This is a genomic window from Pseudoalteromonas sp. 1_2015MBL_MicDiv (genome assembly GCF_002407505.1).
In the GTDB taxonomy this organism is placed as follows: Bacteria; Pseudomonadota; Gammaproteobacteria; order Enterobacterales; family Alteromonadaceae; genus Pseudoalteromonas; species Pseudoalteromonas fuliginea.
On record NZ_CP012737.1, the window covers coordinates 71,413 to 94,041 of the forward strand.

At 38.8% G+C, this 22,629-nt stretch carries 18 protein-coding genes; 4 read left to right on the forward strand and 14 right to left on the reverse strand.

Annotation, left to right across the window (positions count from 1 at the left end; translation table 11 throughout):
- Positions 1-48: 48 nt before the first annotated feature.
- Positions 49-273, reverse strand: a complete 225-nt coding sequence (locus AOR04_RS21760; RefSeq protein WP_232525494.1) for a hypothetical protein — start codon at positions 271-273, stop codon at positions 49-51.
- 246 nt (positions 274-519) lie between these two features.
- On the opposite strand from AOR04_RS21760, the gene AOR04_RS00375 reads away from it, so the two are divergent.
- Entirely contained in the window at positions 520-3,465 is a 2,946-nt protein-coding gene (locus AOR04_RS00375; protein ID WP_096792204.1) for a TonB-dependent receptor domain-containing protein, read from the forward strand.
- 215 nt (positions 3,466-3,680) lie between these two features.
- Here the strand turns inward: AOR04_RS00375 and AOR04_RS00380 are convergent, their stop codons facing one another.
- Entirely contained in the window at positions 3,681-4,154 is a 474-nt protein-coding gene (locus AOR04_RS00380) for a Dps family protein (RefSeq protein WP_007377885.1), read from the reverse strand.
- Positions 4,155-4,489: 335 nt separating this feature from the next.
- Here AOR04_RS00380 and AOR04_RS00385 point away from each other — a divergent pair, with 335 nt between their 5' ends.
- The gene (locus AOR04_RS00385) at positions 4,490-4,699 is read left to right on the forward strand and encodes a hypothetical protein (RefSeq protein ID WP_007579816.1); all 210 of its coding nucleotides are present in this window, start codon (positions 4,490-4,492) and stop codon (positions 4,697-4,699) included.
- Here AOR04_RS00385 and AOR04_RS00390 read toward each other — a convergent pair.
- Together AOR04_RS00390 and AOR04_RS00395 are read right to left on the reverse strand one after the other, a co-directional pair.
- Positions 4,696-5,301, reverse strand: coding sequence for a PGAP1-like alpha/beta domain-containing protein (locus AOR04_RS00390; protein ID WP_033030961.1), 606 nt, complete (start codon positions 5,299-5,301; stop codon positions 4,696-4,698). The two genes, AOR04_RS00385 and AOR04_RS00390, sit on opposite strands and share 4 nt — an antisense overlap.
- Positions 5,302-5,323: 22 nt before the next feature.
- Positions 5,324-5,860 (reverse strand): YaeQ family protein, encoded by a 537-nt coding sequence (locus AOR04_RS00395; protein ID WP_096794055.1) that lies wholly within the window; start codon positions 5,858-5,860, stop codon positions 5,324-5,326.
- Positions 5,861-5,951: 91 nt separating this feature from the next.
- Here AOR04_RS00395 and ylqF point away from each other — a divergent pair, with 91 nt between their 5' ends.
- On the forward strand, positions 5,952-6,896 hold the full coding sequence (ylqF, locus tag AOR04_RS00400) for a ribosome biogenesis GTPase YlqF (protein WP_096792205.1): 945 nt from the start codon (positions 5,952-5,954) through the stop codon (positions 6,894-6,896).
- A 732-nt stretch (positions 6,897-7,628) separates the two neighbouring features.
- Positions 7,629-9,713 (forward strand): elongation factor G, encoded by a 2,085-nt coding sequence (gene fusA, locus AOR04_RS00405; protein WP_007378013.1) that lies wholly within the window; start codon positions 7,629-7,631, stop codon positions 9,711-9,713.
- A gap of 623 nt (positions 9,714-10,336) precedes the next feature.
- Here the strand turns inward: fusA and mdoH are convergent.
- The 10 genes from mdoH to tatA form a co-directional block, all read right to left on the reverse strand.
- A complete protein-coding gene (gene mdoH, locus AOR04_RS00410) occupies positions 10,337-12,298 on the reverse strand; it encodes a glucans biosynthesis glucosyltransferase MdoH (protein ID WP_096792206.1) in 1,962 nt (653 codons plus the stop codon).
- Positions 12,270-13,889 (reverse strand): glucan biosynthesis protein G, encoded by a 1,620-nt coding sequence (locus AOR04_RS00415; RefSeq protein ID WP_096792207.1) that lies wholly within the window; start codon positions 13,887-13,889, stop codon positions 12,270-12,272. The genes mdoH and AOR04_RS00415 overlap by 29 nt, the downstream gene beginning before the upstream one ends.
- 307 nt (positions 13,890-14,196) lie before the next feature.
- A complete protein-coding gene (locus AOR04_RS00420) occupies positions 14,197-16,920 on the reverse strand; it encodes an ExeM/NucH family extracellular endonuclease (RefSeq protein WP_096792208.1) in 2,724 nt (907 codons plus the stop codon).
- 128 nt (positions 16,921-17,048) lie between these two features.
- Positions 17,049-18,059: a porphobilinogen synthase gene (hemB, locus tag AOR04_RS00425; RefSeq protein WP_007378017.1), complete on the reverse strand. Its 1,011-nt coding sequence runs from the start codon at positions 18,057-18,059 to the stop codon at positions 17,049-17,051.
- Between the two features lie 12 nt (positions 18,060-18,071).
- Entirely contained in the window at positions 18,072-19,925 is a 1,854-nt protein-coding gene (locus AOR04_RS00430; protein WP_096792209.1) for a diguanylate cyclase, read from the reverse strand.
- Entirely contained in the window at positions 19,925-20,710 is a 786-nt protein-coding gene (locus AOR04_RS00435; RefSeq protein ID WP_007378019.1) for a TatD family hydrolase, read from the reverse strand. Before AOR04_RS00435 ends, AOR04_RS00430 begins: the two co-directional genes overlap by 1 nt.
- Positions 20,710-21,228, reverse strand: a complete 519-nt coding sequence (locus tag AOR04_RS00440) for a hypothetical protein (RefSeq protein WP_096792210.1) — start codon at positions 21,226-21,228, stop codon at positions 20,710-20,712. The genes AOR04_RS00435 and AOR04_RS00440 overlap by 1 nt, the downstream gene beginning before the upstream one ends.
- A gap of 1 nt (position 21,229) precedes the next feature.
- Positions 21,230-21,970, reverse strand: a complete 741-nt coding sequence (tatC, locus tag AOR04_RS00445; RefSeq protein ID WP_007378021.1) for a twin-arginine translocase subunit TatC — start codon at positions 21,968-21,970, stop codon at positions 21,230-21,232.
- A 48-nt stretch (positions 21,971-22,018) separates the two neighbouring features.
- Positions 22,019-22,351 carry a Sec-independent protein translocase protein TatB gene (tatB, locus tag AOR04_RS00450; protein ID WP_007378022.1) on the reverse strand — a complete coding sequence of 111 codons (333 nt, stop codon included), beginning with the start codon at positions 22,349-22,351 and terminating at the stop codon, positions 22,019-22,021.
- A 5-nt stretch (positions 22,352-22,356) separates the two neighbouring features.
- Positions 22,357-22,605 carry a Sec-independent protein translocase subunit TatA gene (tatA, locus tag AOR04_RS00455; RefSeq protein ID WP_096792211.1) on the reverse strand — a complete coding sequence of 83 codons (249 nt, stop codon included), beginning with the start codon at positions 22,603-22,605 and terminating at the stop codon, positions 22,357-22,359.
- Positions 22,606-22,629: the final 24 nt, after the last annotated feature.

Sequence of the window (22,629 nt, forward strand, 5' to 3'; positions counted from 1 at the left end):
CAAAAGCAAAACTCGCAAAATGGTCCGACTGGGCAATAATGACTAATTTCAGTTTTTAGCAAGTTCAGTTAAATGCACTATTTGCATAGGGTCAGACATGCTTGTTAACTCATAAAAAAGTACGTTGTATTGACTTGTATCTATCTGATCTAACCTCTTTTGTTGTGTTAGGGATTGAGATTCAAAGTGTCTATGTTCTTGCACTCTACTTGTTAAAAATGTTGCAAACTTAGTATTGCTAACAAATGTTAATGCATGAAAAGAAGCGATCATTATTTTATATCCTCGTTGTATAATTTAATAAAGACCGTACCTAATGGAAAAATGTTACGAAAATATAATTTTTATAAAACTATTGTTATTTGTTCACTTATCCCAGCAAATTTGCAGCTTGTACCAATATGAATGCCTTGTAAGTAATGTGTATAGAGTCTCAATACCAACCCCCTTAGTGTTGTCCGCGAGGTAACTATTTAGTTACAAAAACAACATTTCAAGAAAATAATTCAGGGGAATTACATGGTATTAACTAACAACGGTAGTGGGCGATTATTTAAAAAATCGTCGCTAACAGTAGCGCTAAGCAGCGTATTACTTGCGGGATTTTCATTTCAAGGTATTGCAGCCGAAGAGGATGAAATAAAAAAAATAGAACGAGTTCAAGTAACAGGTTCTCGTATTCGTTCAGCTGAGGCTATGTCCTCTGCGCCAATTCAGGTTGTAGATAGTGCAGCAATTGATGCATCTGGTTCTCTTAATATTCAAAATCTATTATTAGATAACCCTGCATTCGGTTCACCAGCTATTAGCCGTACTAATTCAAACTTCAACACAGCAAGTGCTGGTGTTGCAACGGTTGATTTGCGTAATTTAGGATCAGAAAGAACATTAGTACTTGTTAATGGTCGCCGTTATGTATCGGGTTTACCTGGTAGCTCAGCAGTAGATTTAAACACTATTCCTAGCCAGTTTATTGAGCGAGTTGAAATTATGACTGGTGGCGCATCATCAGTATATGGTTCAGATGCAGTAGCAGGTGTGGTTAACTTTGTTTTAAAAGATGACTTTGAAGGTATCGAATTTGAAGGCCAATTTGGTGAATCAAAAGAGGGTGATGATCAGTCTCGACAATTTTCTTTTACATCGGGTCTAACCAGCAATGATGGCAAAGGCCATGCAATGTTCCACTTAGGTTATTCCGATCAGGGTGCTGTTTATTCTCGTGATCGTGACCGTTCTGCCGTGGATCAAATTGCGCAAATAGCATTTGAAGATAACAAGACAGGGCAAGCTAATGATATTTTTGAAGCGATAAGTCCATTCTTTTCATCATTTCCACCACAAGGTCGATTTGATGCAGGAGATACTCGTTTTACATTTGATCAAAATAATAATCTACAAGACTCGTTTAGTACCAATGGTGGCGATGGCGTTGCTGCAAATGGCTTTAACCGAAGTGGTGTTCGTACAATCGCGATTCCAACAGAGCGTTACTTATTTGCATCAAATGGTAGTTATGAACTAAATGATAAACACAGCTTTTTCTATGAAGGGACATATGCATCTAGCACAACCCGCTCAGAGCTAGAACCATTCCCATTTGCGTCTGATGATATTTACGCGAATGGTCGTGTTCCTATCGAATTTGAAGTTAACGGAGAGTTGTTGCGTAATGCCTTCGTACCTGATGATATTTATAATGCAGCAACAGATACAGATGGTGATGGTAGCCGAGATATTTTCTTTGCAAAGCGTTTGAGCGACATTGGTAACCGTGGAGCACGTGCAGAGCGAGATACGTTCCGTATAGCATTAGGTTTCCAAGGTGAGATCAATGATAATTGGTTTTACGACACTTATTATGTATATGGTAAAACAAAAGAGTCACAAGTATCAGGCGGTTTAGTTAACGTACAAAGTTTTCGTCAAGGTTTAGAGGCTGTTAACGATCGCTTTGACTTAGATGAAGATGGCATAATTAACGAAGCGATCTGTATTGATGAAACAGCTCGCAGCTTTAGCTGTGCGCCGGTTAATATTTTTGGTTTTAATTCATTATCGCAAGATGTTATTGATTTTGTACGCGCTCCGAGTTCACTTTCAACGTCAGTTGAGCAAGAAATTGTGGGTGGTAACATCTCAGGTGATTTATTTGAGTTACCAGCAGGAACCCTGGGTATTGCTGCCGGTTTTGAATATCGTGAAGAGTTTTCTCGTAGTGAATTTGATGCACTACAACAAGCCGGTCTAAATGCAGGTAATGCAATTCCAGCAACAGAAGGTTCATTTGATGTAACTGAATATTATGTTGAAGCAAATATCCCATTGCTTGATTCTGTCACTATGAATGCAGCAGTACGTTTATCTGATTATTCTACAGTTGGTAATACTGAAAGTTGGAATGTAGGTTTAGATTGGGAGGTGACAGATAGTTTACGTTTACGTGCAACTCGAGCACGCTCGACCCGTGCGCCTAATATTGATGAATTATTTTCTCCACCTTCACAAACCTTTCCTAGCGGCTTAACTGACCCTTGTCGCGGTGTGGGAAGTAGTGGTAATGGCGCTGTGGGTGATGCGTGTCGTGCAGATACAGGTATTGCTAGTAATATTGCAACTAATGGTGAGTTCACATTGGGGCAGTCAGATTTGCAAGGTATTAGTGGCTTTAACCGTGGTAATCCAGATTTTACAGAAGAAGTGGGTAATTCAGTGACGGTAGGTGTGGTATTTACGCCTGAAAACTTGGTTTCTGGTCTTGATATTACGTTGGATTATTTTGATATAGATATAGACGACGCAATAGTTTCTACCCCTCGTCAGTTTATACTTGCACAGTGTTATGGTGGTGGTGATGAAAGTCTTTGTGATTTTATTACTCGTCGCACCGCACCATCAGGTAATAACAGTGCTGGTTCACTAGAGTTTATTGATAGTGGTGTAACAAACAGTGGTGGACTGAGCACTGAAGGTGTTGATTTAACGTTAACTTACGCTACGGATATAGGGCCCGGTGCATTCAAAACCCGCCTCGCATATACCTATTTAATTGATGGTTACAGTATCCCATTACCGGGTGAAGCTAAAGATGTATTTGCGGGTGAAATTGGTGCGTCTGAGCATAAAGCAAACTGGAACTTTGGCTATAAAATTAATGACTTTGATTTTAACTGGAGTATGACATTTACTGGAAGTGCAGATTTTGATGATCAATTTTTAAATGGCTTTGATAATATCCCAGCAGGCTCAGTTGGTGTTGGCTCTGTAACATACCATGATATACAAGCAAGCTATCATATTAGTGATTCAATGGAGTTATATGTCGGGGCTAATAACTTATTTGATAAAGAGCCACCGAGAATAATATCAGGAGTGAGCGGTTCTGATACGGGTACTGAAACTGATGCGGGTACGTATGATCCAACCGGTCAAACTATATACATTGGTTTTAGAAGTAAGTTTTAATCAATAATAGCAGTATTAGCTTCTAGTATTGTCATTCACAATAAAAAGCCTCGGTTGTCACTGAGGCCTTTTATTGTCCATTTAAACCAAAAACAACGCCACTGATCACTGGGGTATTGTTTAGTATTACGAGATGACTAATATAGTGGACGAATCGTTTACGATTTATCCCTAATTAAGACCTCTATGAGGGCTTTTATCTTTTTAGATTAAAATTAATCTAAGTAAGCTTTTAACATCCAAACCAGTTTTTCTTGCTCTGAGATGTAATCACTCATTAGTGAGGCTGTGCCTTCATCGTCTGCATCACCTGCTTGGTTTAAAATATCGCGCTGCATGTGAATTAACGTACTGTAACCAGCAAGTAGGTTCTCTACGGCTGTAACACCATCACTAATACCTTTAGCTTCTTTAATTTTACTTACTTCGAGGTAATCAGAAAATGCATGTAATGGAGCGCCATCTAACGTCAAAATACGTTCGGCAACTTCATCTACTTTTAAAAGTAATAAGTTATAAATTTCTTCAAATTTAACGTGTAGCTCAAAAAAGTTACGGCCTTTAATATTCCAGTGAAAACCACGCGCATTCATGTATTGAATTTGGTAGCTGCTTAATAGCGTATTGAGTGATTTTACGATGTCATCACTTTTTGCACTGTTTAGACCTATTGCGTTTACCTGTGACATAACTTGCTCCTTGAATAACCGTTGATTTGTGAACTTGTGATAAGTATTACTAATTTCGATAAATTAGTAAAATCGTTTAAATTTATCTGGTTAATCGCTTTAACCTATCAACTGTTCTTGGTATCTGTATTCACTTTAGACTATTAATAGAAGTGGGACTGATTAATAAAAATACTACCCCTCAAAAATAAATAAAACTTAAAAGTATATAAATCATGATCTGAAACAAACTTTATTCAAGGTAATAACTTAGCTATTTTTTTATTGATGTAGGTCAAAAATCATCCATCCTAACGGCGCATAATAATGTTGTCGAAATAATTAGGAGAGATAACATGCATGCAAAAACAGCGAAACAAAATAAAGCAGAGTTAATCGTGGTAGGAATTGCAGTCATCGCATTTGTGCTTGGGCTAGTAGCGCACTTAGCAGGTGCAAGCTTTGCTAATTCAGACTTTTTTGGTTACATAGCAGCGCCCATTCCGCTGATACTGGCAGTGGTATTTTTAATTAGTTATAAAATAGCAGCCAATGCTGAGGATTAATCTTTCTCGCTTAAGCATTTTAAAATGTAGTCGACCACTTCGCGTGAGTAAATCATACTGGTATGGCTTAAATGGAACACTTTATGTTCAGCCATACCTTTGAGCTTAGTTTCATCAAGTAATACAGTGCCATCTGATTTACTGCCTTTAACTATAAGGGGCATTAAACCAATGGGTAAGTCACCTGCAATACTAAAAAGCTTCGCTTTAAACGGCCAGTTACCATTTTGTGTAAGCAAAAATTCAACGCTATTTTTTAAAAAAGACTCAAACCCTTTTTGCTTCATTTTTTGTGCAATATGGCTACCTTGATGAGGCGTGCCTAAAGTAACTACTTTTGTAATGTGTTGGCTTGCAACTGAATTAGCTTCTAGGTATGCGCGAGCGACTAATCCGCCCATTGAGTGACATACGAGTGCAGAAGGTTCACCTGCAATAAATTCATCAATTTGAGCAAAAATAGCATCGCGGTTTGGATCAAGCGTATTATAAGTAAGGTTTAATACCTTAACACCAGATTCTTCCAAGCGAGAGCACAGTGGGCGCATAACAAAGCCAGACATATACAAGCCATGTAAAACAATAACGTGTTTAACTTTCATACGCCCTCAAAAAAGTGATTAGTTACATTAACTGCTGTGGTTTTATTTCAATATTAGTTGTATCGGTATTTACCCATGCTTCACCATCTTGAATGGTAATGGCGAGCTTAATGCCACGATCAACCAAAGCAGCAAGTGCTTGTGTGGCTGCGTAATCAAGGCTAAAAATACTCAGGTTTTTAAATTCATACAATTTAGGTTGATGTTTTTGCCACCAAATTGCTTGATTGTTTTCGCCATAAGTATATAGCACCACTTTTTTAGATTTATTACAGGCTTTTTTAAGGCGTTTTTCATCTGGTAAGCCAAGCTCAACCCACAGCTCTATCTCTTCACTATAGCTTACATGCCAAAGTTCAGGCTCATCATCAGCACTTAATCCTTTAGTAAATTCTAAACCATCACAGCTATTGAGTGCAAAAGCGAGTAAGCGAATCATTAACCGTTGGTCGGTTTCTGACGGATGTTGTGCCAAGGTTAAACTAAAATCTTGGTAAACGTGGCGGTCCATATCGCTAAGCGATAATTGCACCTTCATAATGGTGGATTTAAGAGCCATAACAACTAATCTAAAAAAATTTGCGCCAGTATAGCGCAATTAAATGAATTGCCAGTTAAAATAACGGTTAATTATACGTTAGGAGTTAAAAATGGCTATCCAGTGGTTCCCTGGGCATATGAATAAAGCCCGCAATGAAATTAAAGAAATAATGCCGCAAATGGATGTGATCATTGAAGTGCTTGATGCGCGCATTCCTTATAGTAGCGAAAACCCGATGGTGGCAACCTTGCGTGAAGGTAAGCCGGTCATCAAAATTTTGAACAAAGCTGATTTAGCTGATCCTAAAATGACGCAAATTTGGAAGGATTATTTTGAACAAGAAAATGGCGTTAAAGCGATTTCTTTTGGTCACGATAAAGCAGCTGAAGTACATCGTATCAATGAGCTGTGTAAAAAGTTAGTGCCGCATAAAGTAGGCGCCGATAAGCAAATAAAAGCCATGATAATGGGTATTCCTAACGTGGGTAAATCTACGTTGATCAATGTATTGGCTGGACGTATAGTTGCAAAAACAGGTAATGAACCTGCTGTAACGAAAGCACAACAACGCATTAAGCTTGAAGACGGTATTATGCTTTACGATACGCCAGGTATGCTTTGGCCAAAAGTAGAAAACGAAAACTCAGGTTATCGCTTAGGCGCTACAGGTGCCATTCGTGATACCGCACTTGAGTATGAAGAAGTAGCAAGTTATACCGCTGAATATTTATTACGTGCTTATCCTGAGCTTTTAAAAGCGCGCTATAAAATCGCTGAACTTCCTGAGAGTGATTGGGAGTTTGTTGAAATGGCAGGCAAAAAGCGTGGTTGTATTCGTGGTGGTAACCAAATAGACACGTATAAAATGTCTGAAATACTAATCAACGAATTGCGCGATGGTATTATTGGCCGTATTACGATGGAAACTCCGCAAATGCGTGAGGAAGAAGAAGTAATGGTTGCTGGTTTACGCGCAGCTGCAGAAGCTAAAAAACAAGCTAAAGAAGAAGAAAAGCTTCAGCGTCGAGCGCGAGCACGTAAAAACCGTCGTTAATTGATTTAGTTTAATTTAACCAACTAAATTACAGACATAAAAAAAGCCCGTAAGGGCTTTTTTAGTTTCATATCTACCGTCACCGATATGAGCAATGTAGCAAGTAAAATAGTAGGGCGGTTACTCGTCATAAACATCAAGGGGCGTTGCGGCTCATAACAAGTAACCATAGCTGTTAACGTGCGCCACACGTTGTTTCAGGGTCGAGAAACAAATCAATTCATTCCGTTACAAGTCAGTATATTTCCCGCCTTGTTGATATTGATTATCAGTTAGATTCAAGTGTCTGTCAACACCCAAATGCAAATAATTCTTATTATCTTATTGTGCAACTTGTAAGCTGATGTAAAGCATGAAAAAATTGCGACTATTTAATTTTTCTTCATCTTGGGTGATATATGCGGTGATTAAATCGCTCTTAGTTTAAACAAGTATTAGTTTTTAAAGATTAGTAATTTCTGAGTATATATTAAAGTTTTAGCTGTTTAAGCTATGGTAGTGTGTTGTTCCAAAATAACGAAATAACTTTATGTACCTAAAGTTAGGGCGAGAAAAAAATAGTGTTTTCATTATGTTACATGCGATTCTCAACTTGAAATACAAAATAGACCTTGCGCATAAAAAAAATATATTGAATTGATTGCATTTTAAGCGGCTTGCATGGTGATGTTCGCTTTAAGTGATGTTATACTCCTGCCGAATAATTTATCGACTTTATTAAGAGTAAAATTAATGGCAGATTTATCGAAGTACAGAAACATTGGTATTTTCGCGCACGTTGATGCGGGTAAAACCACGACTACTGAGCGTATCCTAAAGCTTACTGGTCAAATCCATAAAACAGGTGAGGTTCATGATGGTGAATCTACTACTGACTTCATGGAACAAGAAGCTGAGCGCGGTATTACTATTCAGTCTGCGGCTGTAAGCTGTTTCTGGAAAGATCACCGTTTTAACGTTATCGATACTCCTGGGCACGTTGACTTCACAGTAGAAGTTTACCGTTCACTTAAAGTATTAGATGGCGGTGTTGGTGTGTTCTGTGGTTCTGGTGGTGTTGAACCACAATCAGAAACTAACTGGCGTTATGCTAATGATTCAGAAGTTGCACGTATTATCTTCGTAAATAAATTAGACCGTATGGGTGCTGATTTTTACCGTGTAACTGAGCAAGTACGTAAAGTACTTGGTGCTGTACCACTAATCATGACTTTACCAATTGGTATTGAAGATGAATTTGTTGGTGTTGTAGATGTTTTAACTAAAAAAGCATACGTTTGGGATGACACTGGTCTTCCTGAAAACTACGAAATTACAGACGTTCCTGCAGACATGGTAGAAAAAACTGACGAGTATTATGAAATGCTTGTTGAAACTGCCCTTGAGCAAGACGATGAACTACTTGAAGCTTACATGGAAGGTGAAGCACCTTCTGTAGAAGACATCAAGCGTTGTATCCGTAAAGGTACTCGTGAGCTTGCTTTCTTCCCTACATACTGTGGTTCTGCGTTTAAGAACAAAGGTATGCAGCTTATTCTTGATGCTGTTGTTGATTACCTACCATCTCCTACAGAAGTTGATCCTCAACCTCTTATGGATGAAGAAGGTAACGAAAATGGCGAATTTGCAATCGTTTCTGCAGATGAACCTTTCAAAGCGTTAGCATTCAAAATAATGGATGACCGTTTTGGTGCATTAACATTCGTACGTATTTACTCAGGTAAACTAAATAAGGGTGACACTATCCTTAACTCGTTTACTGGTAAAACTGAGCGTGTTGGCCGTATGGTTGAGATGCAAGCAGATGACCGTAACGAATTAACTAGCGCACAAGCTGGTGACATCATTGCTATCGTAGGCATGAAAAACGTGCAAACTGGTCACACTTTATGTGATCCTAAGCACCCTGTAACACTTGAACCAATGGTATTCCCAACTCCAGTAATTTCGATTGCTGTACAGCCTAAAGATAAAGGCGGTAATGAGAAGATGGGTGTTGCTATCGGTAAAATGGTTGCAGAAGATCCATCTTTCCAAGTTGAGACTGATGAAGATTCAGGCGAGACTATTCTTAAAGGCATGGGTGAGCTTCACTTAGATATCAAAGTAGATATCCTTAAGCGTACTTACGGCGTAGACCTTATTGTTGGTCAACCACAAGTTGCTTACCGTGAAACTATCACTCGTGAAATCGAAGATAGCTACACGCATAAGAAACAATCTGGTGGTTCTGGTCAGTTTGGTAAAATCGACTACCGTATCAAGCCAGGCGAAGTTGCTTCAGGCTTCACGTTTAAATCATCAGTTGTTGGTGGTAACGTACCTAAAGAATTCTGGCCTGCAGTTGAGAAAGGCTTTAAGTCAATGATGGGCGAAGGTGTTCTAGCTGGCTTCCCAGTACTTGACGTTGAAGTTGAACTTTTCGACGGTGGCTTCCATGCCGTGGATTCATCTGCAATCGCGTTCGAAATCGCTGCTAAAGGCGCTTTCCGTCAATCGATCCCTAAAGCGGGCGCACAACTTCTTGAGCCAATCATGAAAGTTGACGTGTTCACTCCAGAAGATCACGTTGGTGATGTTATCGGTGACCTTAACCGTCGTCGTGGCATGATGAAAGACCAAGAAGCTGGTTTAACAGGCATCCGTATTAAGGCAGATGTACCGTTATCAGAAATGTTCGGTTACATCGGTACACTACGTACAATGACATCGGGTCGTGGTCAGTTCTCTATGGAGTTCTCACACTACGCTGCATGTCCAGCTAACGTAGCTGAAACTGTAATCGCTGCAGAAAAAGAGAAAAAAGCAGCTAAGTAATTAGCTCTTTAACTCTTTAAAAAAAACCCGCACATGTTGCGGGTTTTTTATTGCCTATAATTTTTGGATAAGAATATGCCAAGGAGGAGTAGCTCTATATTTTTAATAAAAGCATGTTCATTTATGTGGTCTGCTATTTTTTATTAGGTTAATTTTTGATGGGAGATCTTAACTAATACCAACCTGCATAAATCTTTGATCAATTTAACGAATTAAATTGCACTATAACGTCGTTAAAAATTTTCTATTTAGAACAACTAGATACAAAAATTTTGCCTAGTTCTAGCGTAATTTTCTTAACGTCAAATAGGCCCCATATATAAGCAGATTGGTATAATCTGAACTCTGGATAATAAATCTATCTCAAGCAGCTATTTTCAGCGCTCACTGCGTTGAATTTACTTGTAATAGGCCAGCGATTGACGCGTAAATTCGCCTTGTTTTCACTGAAAATCTCTGGCTAGAGAAAATAAATTTAAATATCACTATAATTCAAGACGTTGGTAAATCTCTTAACCAGAGCTCAGGTTAACTATTTTAATGCGGAAAAATATTTATTAGACAATAAAAAAGGAGCAACTTATTGCTCCTTTTTTGGTTTTTAACGGCTCTTTTATTTAGCGCTAATTAAACTTTTTTATCGCTTTAGCTTTTAGCGCTTTCATCTTTAGCTTGTGTGGCTTATTAAAGCTTTGAATGGGCATTGTAACCACATGCTCTTTTGGCAGTGTTGGAATAGTTGTTGGATATTGACCTTCTTGAGGTACAGAAATCTTTTTGAGATGAACCTTAAGCGCTTCTAAAGTAGCATCGTTATCTACTTCACTAGGGCAAATAAATATACCTAGATCTCTAAGGAACACGCCTAGCTTAATGCTACTTGAGTAACGGACTATAGGTGCTGCGAGTATTAAGCCTAATAGTATTGGCGACAACCACCAAAAAAATACAGGGGTAAAGTAATACGCTGTGCTGCCCCATGCAATAGCGACGATAGTTGAAAATAGCGTATAACCAAACGCTTCCCTCCAAGGAACCATTCGACCTTCACGAGGCTGTGCATCCCACTTTACTTTTTTACCTAAAAATACGCATATAACAAAGTAAGCATGAAATACCATCATTAATGGTGCAACAATAATAGCAAATACGGTTTCAATGATTGAGCCTAGTATCAGCTTAATTGAACCACCAAAGCGTTTGTTTCTGTGCACTAATGTAACAATAACACCCATTAATTTAGGTAGTAGTAAAATTATGATTGTTAAGTAAAGTAGTGAATCAATCAGTTCGGTTTTGGCAATTTGCCACGTCGGAAATAATTGGTACGCGCGATTAAAGTAAACATCGCTATTAAGCGCACGTGTTACGGCATCAATCGTACTTAGTGCGAGCATTGATAGCCAAATTAGCGATGAAATATAGGCCGTTGCTCCCAGTAAAAAATGAAATTTACTCATTAACTTTAATTTTGATGAGGACAGTAAACCAAGGTGTTGGATATTCCCTTGTACCCAACGTCTGTCGCGTACAGCATAATCTAAAATGTTACTTGGAACTTCTTCATAACTCCCTTCAATGTCTGATAGTAGCAATACGTCCCAATTAGCACTGTGTAACAAAGAGGCTTCTACAAAGTCATGACTTAGTATTTCACCACCAAATGGGGCATTACCTTTAAGCGTTGGTAAACCGCAACAGGTAATAAACGCCTCAACTCTAATGATTGCGTTGTGGCCCCAATAGTTTGCTTTATCGGTTTGCCAAAAAGCAGAACCAGTCGCTAGCATTGGGCTGTAAAGTACGGATGCAAACTGTAAAAAGCGGCCAAAAAAAGTATCTTGACGAACGGGGATAGGAATTGTTTGAATAAGGCCTGCTTGCGGGTTGTTTAGCATGCTTGTAATAAGCTCTAGCATGCACTTTCCGGTCATTACGCTATCAGCATCAAGTACAATCATATGGTCGTACTGGCTGCCCCAACGTTCACAAAAATCAGTTAGGTTGCCTACCTTGCGGTGTTTATTATCTTCGCGGCGACGGTAAAAAACGTGTTTAGCTGTACTGCCTAATCGCTCACACAATGCATGCCATGCACTTAACTCGTTTTTGGCTATTTGTGGGTCTTGGGTATCGCTAAGTAAATAAAAGTCAAAGTGATCTAGTTGCCCTGTTTCTTTTAGTGATTCTAGGCTTACTTCAAAGCCTGCGATAACACGATGAGTATCTTCGTTATAGATTGGCATAACAACCGCTGTTCTTTGCTTAGCAAGTGCTTGGCTGTCGAAAGAGATTGACTTAATACGCTTTAAAGTTAGTGGATCGATGCGCAGTAGTTGCAGTAAGAAACCAATTGTACCGCTACAAAATGCAGTAACAATCCACGCAAACGTAATTGAAAATAGGGCGAGTAATGCATATTCAAGTAAGGTCATACCGTTTGAATTTAAAATTTCAAACATAATAGATATGCCGTAACCTGATATGCCAAGAGCTGCAATAGCAAACAGCCATACACGAACTGTTTTGAAAGGCATTGACGTTCCCTTGTTTTGCTTACTTGATGTCATTTGGATACCAAACATAGCTCCATACCTCACTAATTTCTTTTTCACGTAGTTTTAGCGATAAACGCATATCTACTGGTTTTCCGTCTTGTGGGGCGATTTTAAAGGCCACACGCCATCCATATGTATCAGGTAGCTTTTGTATTGTTACATCACTCACTTCACCTGTTGTTAGCTGTATATCAGCCTTTAAATCTAGCTTTTTAGAGAGCTGGTTAAGCTCTGGTCCTGAAAAGTCGACAGTAAATTGACGGTGACTTTTTGGTGGAGGATTGTCTTCACCTGGTAGTGCTGCACTGCCAATTCTAGTACGCACCACGCGTGCTTTTTCATGTTGGTTTAAATGGGCATTAAAAGTCGTCATTTTATAGCTTAGTTTTAATGAATCTCCCGCTTTGAAGGGTTTTTCAGGTACCCAATAACTTACTATATTGTCATTAGTTTCTGTGTCAGTTGGTATCTCTACTAGCTCAACTCGACCATTACCCCATTCACCTTCTGGTTCAATCCAAAGGCTAGGGCGGTCGTGGTAATGAGCTTCTGTATCAAAGTAGTTATTAAAATCACGATCGCGTTGCGCTAAACCAAAACCTTTTGGGTTCTCGTATGTAAAAGAAGTGACGCTTAGTTGCGCGGGATTGTTAAGTGGGCGCCACACCCATTTATTATCTTGCGATTGTGTTAATAAACCGTCTGAATCGTGTACTTCAGGGCGGTAGTCATCAAAAAATTTAGTACTGTTTTCACCGTGATAAAACATACTCGTTAAGGGGGCAATACCTAGTTTTTTAACGTCTTTACGTGCAAATATTTGCATATTTACTTTTACAGCCGTATTTGTGGTTGGGTCTACATCGAACCTATATGCCCCCGACACTGATGGGCTATCAAGTAGTGCAAACATAACAATATTAGTTTGATCTAGTTTTGGCTTAACTAACCAAAACTCTTTAAACATTGGGAATTCTTCGCCTGAAGCTTCTGCAGTATCAATCGCTAAACCGCGAGCAGACAATCCGTAAACTTGTTTTGGGCCAACAACACGAAAATAAGATGCACCTTGAAATACCATTACTTCATCTTTGTACTCATTGGTATTTAGTGGGTAATGTAATCGAAAGCCAGCGTGACCAAGCTGAGTATTGGCAATGCTTTTAGTAATTTCTTCTTTTAGAGGAGCAGCAGTGCCATCGTACTGATAAAAGTCAGTACTAAATGGGAGGCGGGTGCGTTTTGAGTCACTATTAACAGTATTAATTGTAACGGGTGTTTTATATAAAAAACCGGGGTGGAATAGCTGTAGCTCGTAAAGACCTTCGTCTTTCCACACTGACTTGTCTTGTTTGAAGCGGATAGAGCGATAATCTTGATAATCAATATTATTGAGAGCATCAAGTTCAATGTTTTTTGGAGCTATATATTCTTCACTTGCTAGTTTTTTAGCACGCGCGCTTATAACGTCAAATAAACTACTTTGTGGAATGGCTGCTTCTGTTGTAGCTGCAAATGCTTGATTGCTGTTACCCCAAGCCGAAAATATAATAAGTAGACCCAAGAGTGGCTTTGAGCTCTTTTGCCATGTTGATAATCGATGGGTAAATTGTTTCATTTTCATTCCTTTATAAAAACACGACTTATTTTTAGGGTTGAGACTAAGTTATTTACTTAAGCAATTTTTAAACCTAAATAAATACATTAAAAATCAAAAAGCTAAGTAAGAGGCATAAAAGATCTCGACCACTCTTCGTGTAAAAAACACCCACGGCTATGTAGTTGCTTCTTACTTGGTTAGTTAGTTGACGATGATTTATATTATAAGGCGATATTACGAGGTGTTTACTGAAGCTTGTCTGAATTACATTTGTATAAAAATAAAAAAAGCCGCGATTGCGGCTTTTTAAGGGTATCTAAATTAGTTATTTCTTTTTAAATCTACGCACGATTGATAGCGGTGCTAAAAGAAGTGTTAACCAAAATAATGAACCTGCATCGTTATCGTCATCTGAACGTAGGTTATTAACTTTAATAGCTACATTTTCAGCTTTAGATACGTTACCTGCACTATCTTGTGCTTGAACAGATAAGGTAATGCGGTTTTCAAACTCGTAATCTAACTCACCGGCTACAATGAGTTGTCCCTGGTTGTTAATAGAAACACTGCTGTTTCCTGATACAATAAATTTAACAACTGGTGACTCATCTGCATTAGGGTCACTAAAATCAAGCGTACCAATTACTGTCCCAATCGCGCTATTTTCATCAATAGCAAACGTTTGATTCGCTGTAATAACGGGTGTTTGCTCTTCTGGTGTTAGCGTAATTTCAGATTTTATATCAACAATTACAGGATCATGATCTGAGGCGCGGTATGCGCTTTGAGAATATAAACTTGATTGTTGAGCATCACTTTTAAATTCAACATTGTAATCAAGCGAAATTGGTTCATCAGCATTAATATGCCAATCTTTAGCTGATACTACCTTGCTAAGTAATGATGCACTAGCTACTGCATGGTCAAGGCTACCAGCACGGCCAGAGAAGCTATAAGAGTAAGCAAGAGTATTGCCATCAAGCTCTGCGACTACATTTTTATATCCTTTATCAGCAAACGCACGTATTGGATCTTCCATTGCGTAAGCATTCATGTCGCCAACTAGAATAGTATCTTCGTCGTCAACACCCGTTGGTTTGCTATCAAGCCAATCTGCGAATGCATTCGCACCTTGTGTACGTATTTCATTCCAACAAGCTTGGCCATCATTTTGATCTTCGTTCGCACCGCTTGCACTACCACAACCACCTTTAGACTTTAAGTGCGCTACGGCTACAGTAAATACTTCATCAGTTGCTAAAGATTTAAAGCTTTGTGCGATAGGAGTACGATTACTAAAATCAAATGGTGCATCAGTAGTAATAGCGGCAGTACCGACTTCTTCTACCTTATTAGCACGATAAATCAACGCAGTCGTGATTGCATCTGTACCGATTTGATCAAGACCAAAGTCAACAAATGCATACTGGTTAGCTGCATCAGCTTCGTTTAATGCATTAACTAAGCTAGCAATAGCGCTAAATTCACCAAAACCATCATTTTCGATTTCCATCAAACCAACAACATCAGCTTGCATTGCGCTAATGGCACTTACAATTTTGGCTTCTTGACGAATAAATTCAGCTTCAGAATCTGCACCGCGACTCGTAGGGAACCCTTCACCTTGGCCATCACCATTAAAGTAATTAAGTACGTTAAAGCTTGCTACACGTAAATCTGCCTCAGCATTAAGTTCAGGTGCGTCTTTACGTGCATTTGTTGCAATAAATTGAGGTGCTACAGTTGGGTGAATTCGGTAAAGGCTAAAGCTATAAGCAAGTGCACCAGTCACTGTATTTACTGTATCACCAGTACGTAATGTATTTTCTGCTGATAAACCAGGAGTTGGATAGGCTGTAGGATCTAGATTTTGAACAGTTGAGCCATCATCGATTAATATTTTCTTAGTTAAGTTTTCGGCTTCAACTGCGTTAGCAGTATCACCAGGTAACGCAACTTGCGTACCTTGATACAAGCGCTCAGTCGCGACTTCAACTTCACCATATCGACCAAGGCCAAAGTTATTGGTAACAACTAATGGCTGTTCTAGCGTTACTAGCATACCTTCAAACGATTCTAAATAAGTTGCATCAGCTAAAGGCAAAGTTATTTTTGTAGCGGTTGAAGCTAAGCCAGTATCACAAACAGCTACTTGGCTTACGCTGCCGATTTGTGTTGCATCAAAATATTCTTCAACAGTACCTTGCACACGTACATGGTCGCCTACACTTACGTCAGTATCTGCAAAGTAAACAAACAGGCCTTCAGAAGTCAGTGGGTTAGCGTCTATATCTGCAGCAAGTGAGCTTATAAAAAAGCCTTTTAACTCATCGTCGCCTTGGAAGTCTGCTGTTACAACGCCTTCAAGTTCAACAACACTACCCACAAGAGGGCTTGCTGCACCATCGCCTTGAATAGCGCTAATCAATGTTTTATCTGCACCACATACTAATGGATCTAGTGGCTCAGGTTCTGGTACTGGAGCTGAGTCACTACCAAATACGCCTAAACCAGAAAAATCATCTTGGTCAAATTGCACCCATTCTTCGCTTGGGTCAAAAGGAGCGCTTGGCGAGGTACGGCCAACGAGGACGCTATCGTTGCGACGAAGTGTTTTATTTTGTGTTTGTACGCCACCTTCAGACCAATAAGAGCCCGGATCCGTACCAAATTGACCAAAACTATCAATGACAGTGTCGCCTTGAATTAGAACTAATGCATCATCACCGTTAAAGCTTGTAACACTATGCTCTAAATCAGCTTTACCTTTTAGCTCATCATTTGAACTTGGGTTTACGATTACATAGGTTCCGTTGGCAGGTAAAGTAGCTGATAAGTCGAGCGTAGATTGTATCGTTGTTTTACCGTTCACATATAAATTTAATTTATAGCCAGCAAGTGATAACGAATCAGTCGAGTTATTATAAAGCTCAATTGCTTTATTGTTGCTACTTCCTTCTACATATTCCGAAATGATAAGATTAGCGGAGGCTGGTGCACTAAGGCTTGCTATAACAAGCGCTAGTGGCGTTATTTTTGTTTTAAACATTATTATTTTTTTCCCGTGTATTGTGTCCCAAATGGGACACTTAGTTTAAGGAAAATTTATTACAAATAAAATACAATAAGTAAATAAAATGAAAGCAAAAATAGCGAAATTGTGACTATTGTATTACATTATTTACTTTTTAAGTATTGTGCAGCTTGTTTAGCGAAATAAGTCAGAATACCATCAGCACCAGCTCGCTTAAATGCCAAGAGAGATTCCATTATTGTTGCTTCCTCGTTCAGCCAGCCATTATCGATTGCGGCTTTGTGCATAGCGTATTCGCCGCTAACTTGATAGGCGAAAGTTGGCACGCCAAATTCATCTTTTACGCGACGTACAATATCTAAATAAGGCATGCCAGGTTTAACCATAACCATATCAGCGCCTTCTTGTAAGTCTAATGCAACTTCACGTATTGCTTCGTCAGAGTTTGCAGGATCCATCTGGTAGGTCTTTTTGTCAGCACCTTTTAAGTTCCCTGCAGAACCTATTGCATCTCTGAAAGGACCATAATAGCTAGAGGCATACTTAGCTGAATAAGCCATAATGCGAGTATGGATAAAGCCATCCGCTTCAAGTGCTTCACGAATTGCGCCAATACGGCCATCCATCATATCTGAAGGAGCGATAACATCGGCTCCAGCTTGTGCATGAGAAAGTGCTTGTTTAACCAATATTTCAGTTGTTACATCATTGATGACGTAACCTGAGTCATCAATGATGCCGTCTTGCCCATGTGTAGTGAATGGGTCAAGTGCACCATCAGTAATTACACCGAGTTCAGGGTAAGCTTCTTTTAAAGCGCGAACAGTTCGCTGCACTAAACCATCTTCATTGTAAGCTTCTTCGGCGAATAATGACTTTTTATCTGTAGGCGTTACCGGAAAGATTGCAATGGCTGGCACGCCGAGCTCAACGAGCTCTTTTGCCTCAATAAGCAATAAATCTATTGATAAACGTTCAATGCCGGGCATTGATTCAATCGCTTCACGACGATTTTTACCTTCAAGTACGAAAACGGGGTAGATTAAATCGTTTACGCTAAGTTGGTTTTCAGCCATTAGACGACGAGAAAAATCGCTTCTACGCATTCTGCGCATACGAGTATACGGAAAAAGGTCTAGTCCTGATTGGGCCATATTAGAATACTCCTACTGTGGAATTGGAAAATTAATTACTTGATTACGACCGTGCTGTTTAGCGTAATAGAGGGCTTTATCAGCGTGCTCGGTAAATATTTCGGGGGTGTTAAGATCATCTGCGACGCTAGTGTAAACACCAGCACTAATTGTAAATTTAATGTCAGTGCCAGCAACAATTACAGTACTTTGCGCAATTGTTTCGCGTATTTGTTCTGCAATATCTAACGCGCCTTCATTTGGTGTATTTGGAAGCAGCACTACAAATTCTTCGCCACCGTAGCGTGCAACTTCATCAAGTGGACGCTTTAGATTATTTTTTATAATATCTGACACCGCTCTAATAACCTGATCGCCAGTTAAATGACCATACGTATCATTAATTGTTTTGAAGCGGTCTATATCAAGCATAATAATACTTAATGGCGTTTGCTCTCGGCGAGAACGGCGAAGCTCCATTATTAATTTCTTATCAAAAAAGCGACGGTTTTTTATACCGGTTAAAGCATCTTCAGTATTAAGTTGCTCAAGCTCTCTATTTTTCTCTTCAAGCTCTCTTAAGGTTACTTGTAGTTCAAAGGTTCGTTCGTCGACAAGCGCTTCTAACTCTCGGCGAGCTTTTTCTTGTAACGCTAGACGTTCGTTTAAGAGTGTATCTTGCGCCGTATTTTTAGCAATCAAGGTTTGCTGCGTAACTATTTGTTGGTCGCGTTGCAAAATAAACTTTTCCATTACGGTATAGCACAAACAAAAAATACAGCTAAAAAAGCAAATAAAGACAATAACTAAACTATTCTGACCAAGTGAATACCAGCCCATTGCTGTAGCAATAAAGTAGGCCATAACTATAAGGAAGAAGATTAAAGTCAGTAAAAGGCCTTTATTTTGTTTGGATGGGTCACTACGAGTACATATAAGTGTAGTGATAATATAAAAGCACAAAATAATAGGAATAGTTACAAGGCTAAATAAAGTAACGATTAAGTTAGGTAGCAGCCAAACACATAGTAATGAAATGGCAAATAGGCTGGTTATTATCGTTTGTACCTTTAACAGCGTAGAGCGTTTAGGTTGGCAAATGAGTTGCTGTAAAGGTAAAAACAACAAGGTAATAAGCATCAGTAACATAGAGCTCATTAGTTGCTGTATACCCGTTAGGTTTGGATGAAAAAAACGCAAGCCAAATCCACACAAATAGGAGAGTAATAAACCTAACGTCAACGTTATCATACCAGCACAAGCAAAATAGAGCTTGCGTGAGAACCCATATAAAACAAGACAGCTAAAGGCTAACGAAAATACAAAACCAATGAGCAAACCATATATTAAATTTAGTTTACCTTTGTAAGCTAAATAACTATCTTGCTGCCACAAAGTTAAAGGTACTCGTAACCCCGCACTATCCGTAACTTTGAGGATCACAGTTGTTGTTGTGTTTGCAGGCAATGTTAATTTAACTAATAAAGATTCGCTTTTTATTAGGCGCTGAGAAAGCACAAAGGCGTCGCCTATTTGTGTTTGTGAAAGCAGCTCAGAATTGTGTAAATGAAAAACCTGAACTTTATTTAAGAGAGGATTATCTATTGAAAGTAGTGGCTCAACTTCACTGTTGAGTGTGTTTTTTATTGTAAATGTAAGCCATACTGGTCGTTGTTCTAACCCTAAGTTTAATGAGCTATTTTTAAGTGAATGCCAATTTTTCAAATTACTATTTCGAGCTTCTAAAAGCGAAGTTGGTTCAAAAGAATAGTTTAAATTTATGATATTTTGGGATTTAAAATTTTGGCTTATTACAATGGGATTTGCAGAAGCGTTAAATACACATACTAGGGTAAGTAGGCTAAATAAAACTTTTGCAACTATCATTAACGTGTCTCTAGAGCAAAAATGTGATTAAAGTTTTTTGTAGTTTGAGTTGCTACAGTTTCAGCTTCAATTTTATACAGTTGAGCGACAGTTTGGCAAATATGTGGAAGTAATGCGGGTTCATTTTTACGTGATTTGGGTTTAGGCTTAATCGAGCGCGGAATTAAAAAAGGTGAATCAGTTTCGAGTAGCAAGCGTTCTAAAGGAATGTGAGGGACTAATTGTTGTAACTCTTTCCCACGTCTTTCATCGCATACCCAGCCAGTAATACCAATGTAAAGCCCCAAATCTAGATAACTTTTTAACGAGCTAGCATTACCGGTAAAGCAGTGAAGTATACCGCGTACTTTGAATTCATTAAGTATTTTAAGCATATCTTCATTGGCATCACGTTCGTGTAGGTAAACAGGTAAATTTAAATCTTCGGCTACAGCAAGCTGGCGCCTGAAGACGCTGCGCTGAATATCTCGAGGTGAAAAATCGCGATTATAGTCAAGCCCACATTCGCCAATAGCAACCACCTCATCGTGCTTTGCAAGGTGTTTTAATTGAGTCTCTAATTCGCTGGTGGCTGATTTTGCATCATGGGGGTGTATGCCGGCTGTAGAGTATTGCTGATACTTTATAGCCAGCTCAAGAGATTGTTCACTCCCTGCTATGTCACAGCCAATAATAAGCATGTTGTTAACGCCTGCACTATTGGCGCGGTTAATAATCTCTTGATGCTGTTCATCAAACTGATGGTTAGTTAAATTAACACCAGCATCAATTAAGGTATACGACATTACTTAGTGCGCTTAACGCGAATAGAGCGATTTTGATTCGCTTTTTTTAATAAAAATGAGTTAAAAACACCACGAGTTATAACAACCGTATCACTTTCTTTTAAGCGCATACTATCAGAGCCAATTTGACGCCATTGTTGATCATTATCTAAATTAATAATGAGCTCACCATAAGCTGCTTTCTCTATTGAAGTAATTGTAGCTTTAATTTCAGTATCTTTTTCTTTGTATATCTCTTTATGCTCTAAACCAAAATCATCGGCATTTGCAACTGATGACGCTTTCTGTGTTGGAGCAGGTATTGGCACGTTAGTATTTGTTGTTGGTGGTGCTAAAACTTTTGAAACTGATGGCTTGGTTAGCGATTTACCCGCAATAGTATTGTCGTAACATAGCAAACGGTTAAAGTCGTTTTCAATAAAGCTACATGCTTGTAATGCTTGAGTGTTAATTTCTGTTTGCGCAGCAAATGTGGGTGCGCTTAATAAAACCAATAGTGAGAGTAGTTGTTTTTTCATTTTATTCCTCAGATTCTTGTTGTGGTTTAGCGGTATAAAATTTCGCTAAAATTAAGCCTAGTTCAAACAAAAGTAGCATCGGAAACGCTAGTAATGTTTGTGATAATACGTCGGGCGGTGTTAAAAACATCGCGACTACAAAAACACCTACCACGATATAAGGGCGTTTTTCTTTTAAGCTTGTTGTCGTTGTTGCGCCACTCCAGCATAGCAGCATAATGGCAACTGGAATTTCAAACGCGACACCAAAAGCAAAAAATAATTTTAATACAAATCCTAAATAACTACTTATGTCGGGCGCAAGAGTCATCATCTCAGGACCTGCGCTTGTAAAAAAGCCTAAAATAATTGGCAGTACTACAAAGTAACAAAAGGCTATACCACCATAAAACAGTATTATGCTAGAGGCGAGAATAGGCATGAGCATTTTCTTTTCGTGCTGATATAACCCTGGTGCGATAAACCCCCAAATTTGATGTAATATCCATGGAATAGATGCAAATAAAGCGACAAATAAAGTCAGTTTAAAAGGGGCGAAAAAAGGTGCTGTCACATCAGTTGCAATCATCGTTGCAGTGCTTGGCAAATGTGAGACTAGCGGCTGTGCAACAAAAGCGTAAATGTCATTTGCAAAATACACTATGGCAATAAAAATAACGAAAATGCTCAATAGTGCTTTTATAAGTCGATCTCGTAACTCAATTAAGTGAGCCACAAACCCCGATTTTACTTGCTCAACCATTATTATTTATACCATTTAGTAAGTTGACCATTGAAAAGGAAATTAATTTCACTTTTTTTCATCAATATGTTGGTTGTTTTCTGTCTTTGGCGGTTGTTTTTTATAGCTGTGGGTAACTGATTGAGCTGCTTGTTGTAGCTCGCTCAACGAGTTTTGCAGTTCAGGGCTTAAGTCTTTTAAGTTTTGTTGCTCTGCTTTTTTAAGGTTTTCATGCAGCTCATGTACGCGTAGCTCTTCGCTGACTTCGGCTTTAACTGAATTAGCTAGCGACTTGGCTGTTTTAATCCAGCGGCTCACTGTTCTTATAGCCACAGGCAAGCGTTCAGGGCCTAAAACCACTAAACCAACAATAAGAACAATAACAAGCTCCCACATTCCCATGCTAATTAAACCTTATTACTATCTTTGGTTTTTTCAGCGTTAGCTGGATCGTTTGGAGCTGCATTTTCTGATTTTTGGATTTGCTCGGTAGTGTCTTGTTCTGTACTTTTTTCATCAGACATGGCTTTTTTAAAGCCTTTAACAGCACCGCCTAAGTCGCCACCAATACCGCGTAGTTTTTTGGTTCCAAAAAGAAGAACGATAATTGCTAAAACAATCAATAATTGCCAAATACTAATACCACCAAAACCCATGGTTATCTCCAGTCTATAAAATGA

Excerpts from the sequence above, each read along its gene's own strand:
- AOR04_RS21760 (WP_232525494.1), bottom strand. The coding sequence starts at position 273 with ATGATCGCTTCTTTTCATGCATTAACATTTGTTAGCAATACTAAGTTT.
- AOR04_RS00375 (WP_096792204.1), top strand. The coding sequence starts at position 520 with ATGGTATTAACTAACAACGGTAGTGGGCGATTATTTAAAAAATCGTCG.
- AOR04_RS00380 (WP_007377885.1), bottom strand. The coding sequence starts at position 4,154 with ATGTCACAGGTAAACGCAATAGGTCTAAACAGTGCAAAAAGTGATGAC.
- AOR04_RS00385 (WP_007579816.1), top strand. The coding sequence starts at position 4,490 with ATGCATGCAAAAACAGCGAAACAAAATAAAGCAGAGTTAATCGTGGTA.
- AOR04_RS00390 (WP_033030961.1), bottom strand. The coding sequence starts at position 5,301 with ATGAAAGTTAAACACGTTATTGTTTTACATGGCTTGTATATGTCTGGC.
- AOR04_RS00395 (WP_096794055.1), bottom strand. The coding sequence starts at position 5,860 with ATGGCTCTTAAATCCACCATTATGAAGGTGCAATTATCGCTTAGCGAT.
- ylqF (WP_096792205.1), top strand. The coding sequence starts at position 5,952 with ATGGCTATCCAGTGGTTCCCTGGGCATATGAATAAAGCCCGCAATGAA.
- fusA (WP_007378013.1), top strand. The coding sequence starts at position 7,629 with ATGGCAGATTTATCGAAGTACAGAAACATTGGTATTTTCGCGCACGTT.
- mdoH (WP_096792206.1), bottom strand. The coding sequence starts at position 12,298 with ATGTTTGGTATCCAAATGACATCAAGTAAGCAAAACAAGGGAACGTCA.
- AOR04_RS00415 (WP_096792207.1), bottom strand. The coding sequence starts at position 13,889 with ATGAAACAATTTACCCATCGATTATCAACATGGCAAAAGAGCTCAAAG.
- AOR04_RS00420 (WP_096792208.1), bottom strand. The coding sequence starts at position 16,920 with ATGTTTAAAACAAAAATAACGCCACTAGCGCTTGTTATAGCAAGCCTT.
- hemB (WP_007378017.1), bottom strand. The coding sequence starts at position 18,059 with ATGGCCCAATCAGGACTAGACCTTTTTCCGTATACTCGTATGCGCAGA.
- AOR04_RS00430 (WP_096792209.1), bottom strand. The coding sequence starts at position 19,925 with ATGATAGTTGCAAAAGTTTTATTTAGCCTACTTACCCTAGTATGTGTA.
- AOR04_RS00435 (WP_007378019.1), bottom strand. The coding sequence starts at position 20,710 with ATGTCGTATACCTTAATTGATGCTGGTGTTAATTTAACTAACCATCAG.
- AOR04_RS00440 (WP_096792210.1), bottom strand. The coding sequence starts at position 21,228 with ATGAAAAAACAACTACTCTCACTATTGGTTTTATTAAGCGCACCCACA.
- tatC (WP_007378021.1), bottom strand. The coding sequence starts at position 21,970 with ATGGTTGAGCAAGTAAAATCGGGGTTTGTGGCTCACTTAATTGAGTTA.
- tatB (WP_007378022.1), bottom strand. The coding sequence starts at position 22,351 with ATGGGAATGTGGGAGCTTGTTATTGTTCTTATTGTTGGTTTAGTGGTT.
- tatA (WP_096792211.1), bottom strand. The coding sequence starts at position 22,605 with ATGGGTTTTGGTGGTATTAGTATTTGGCAATTATTGATTGTTTTAGCA.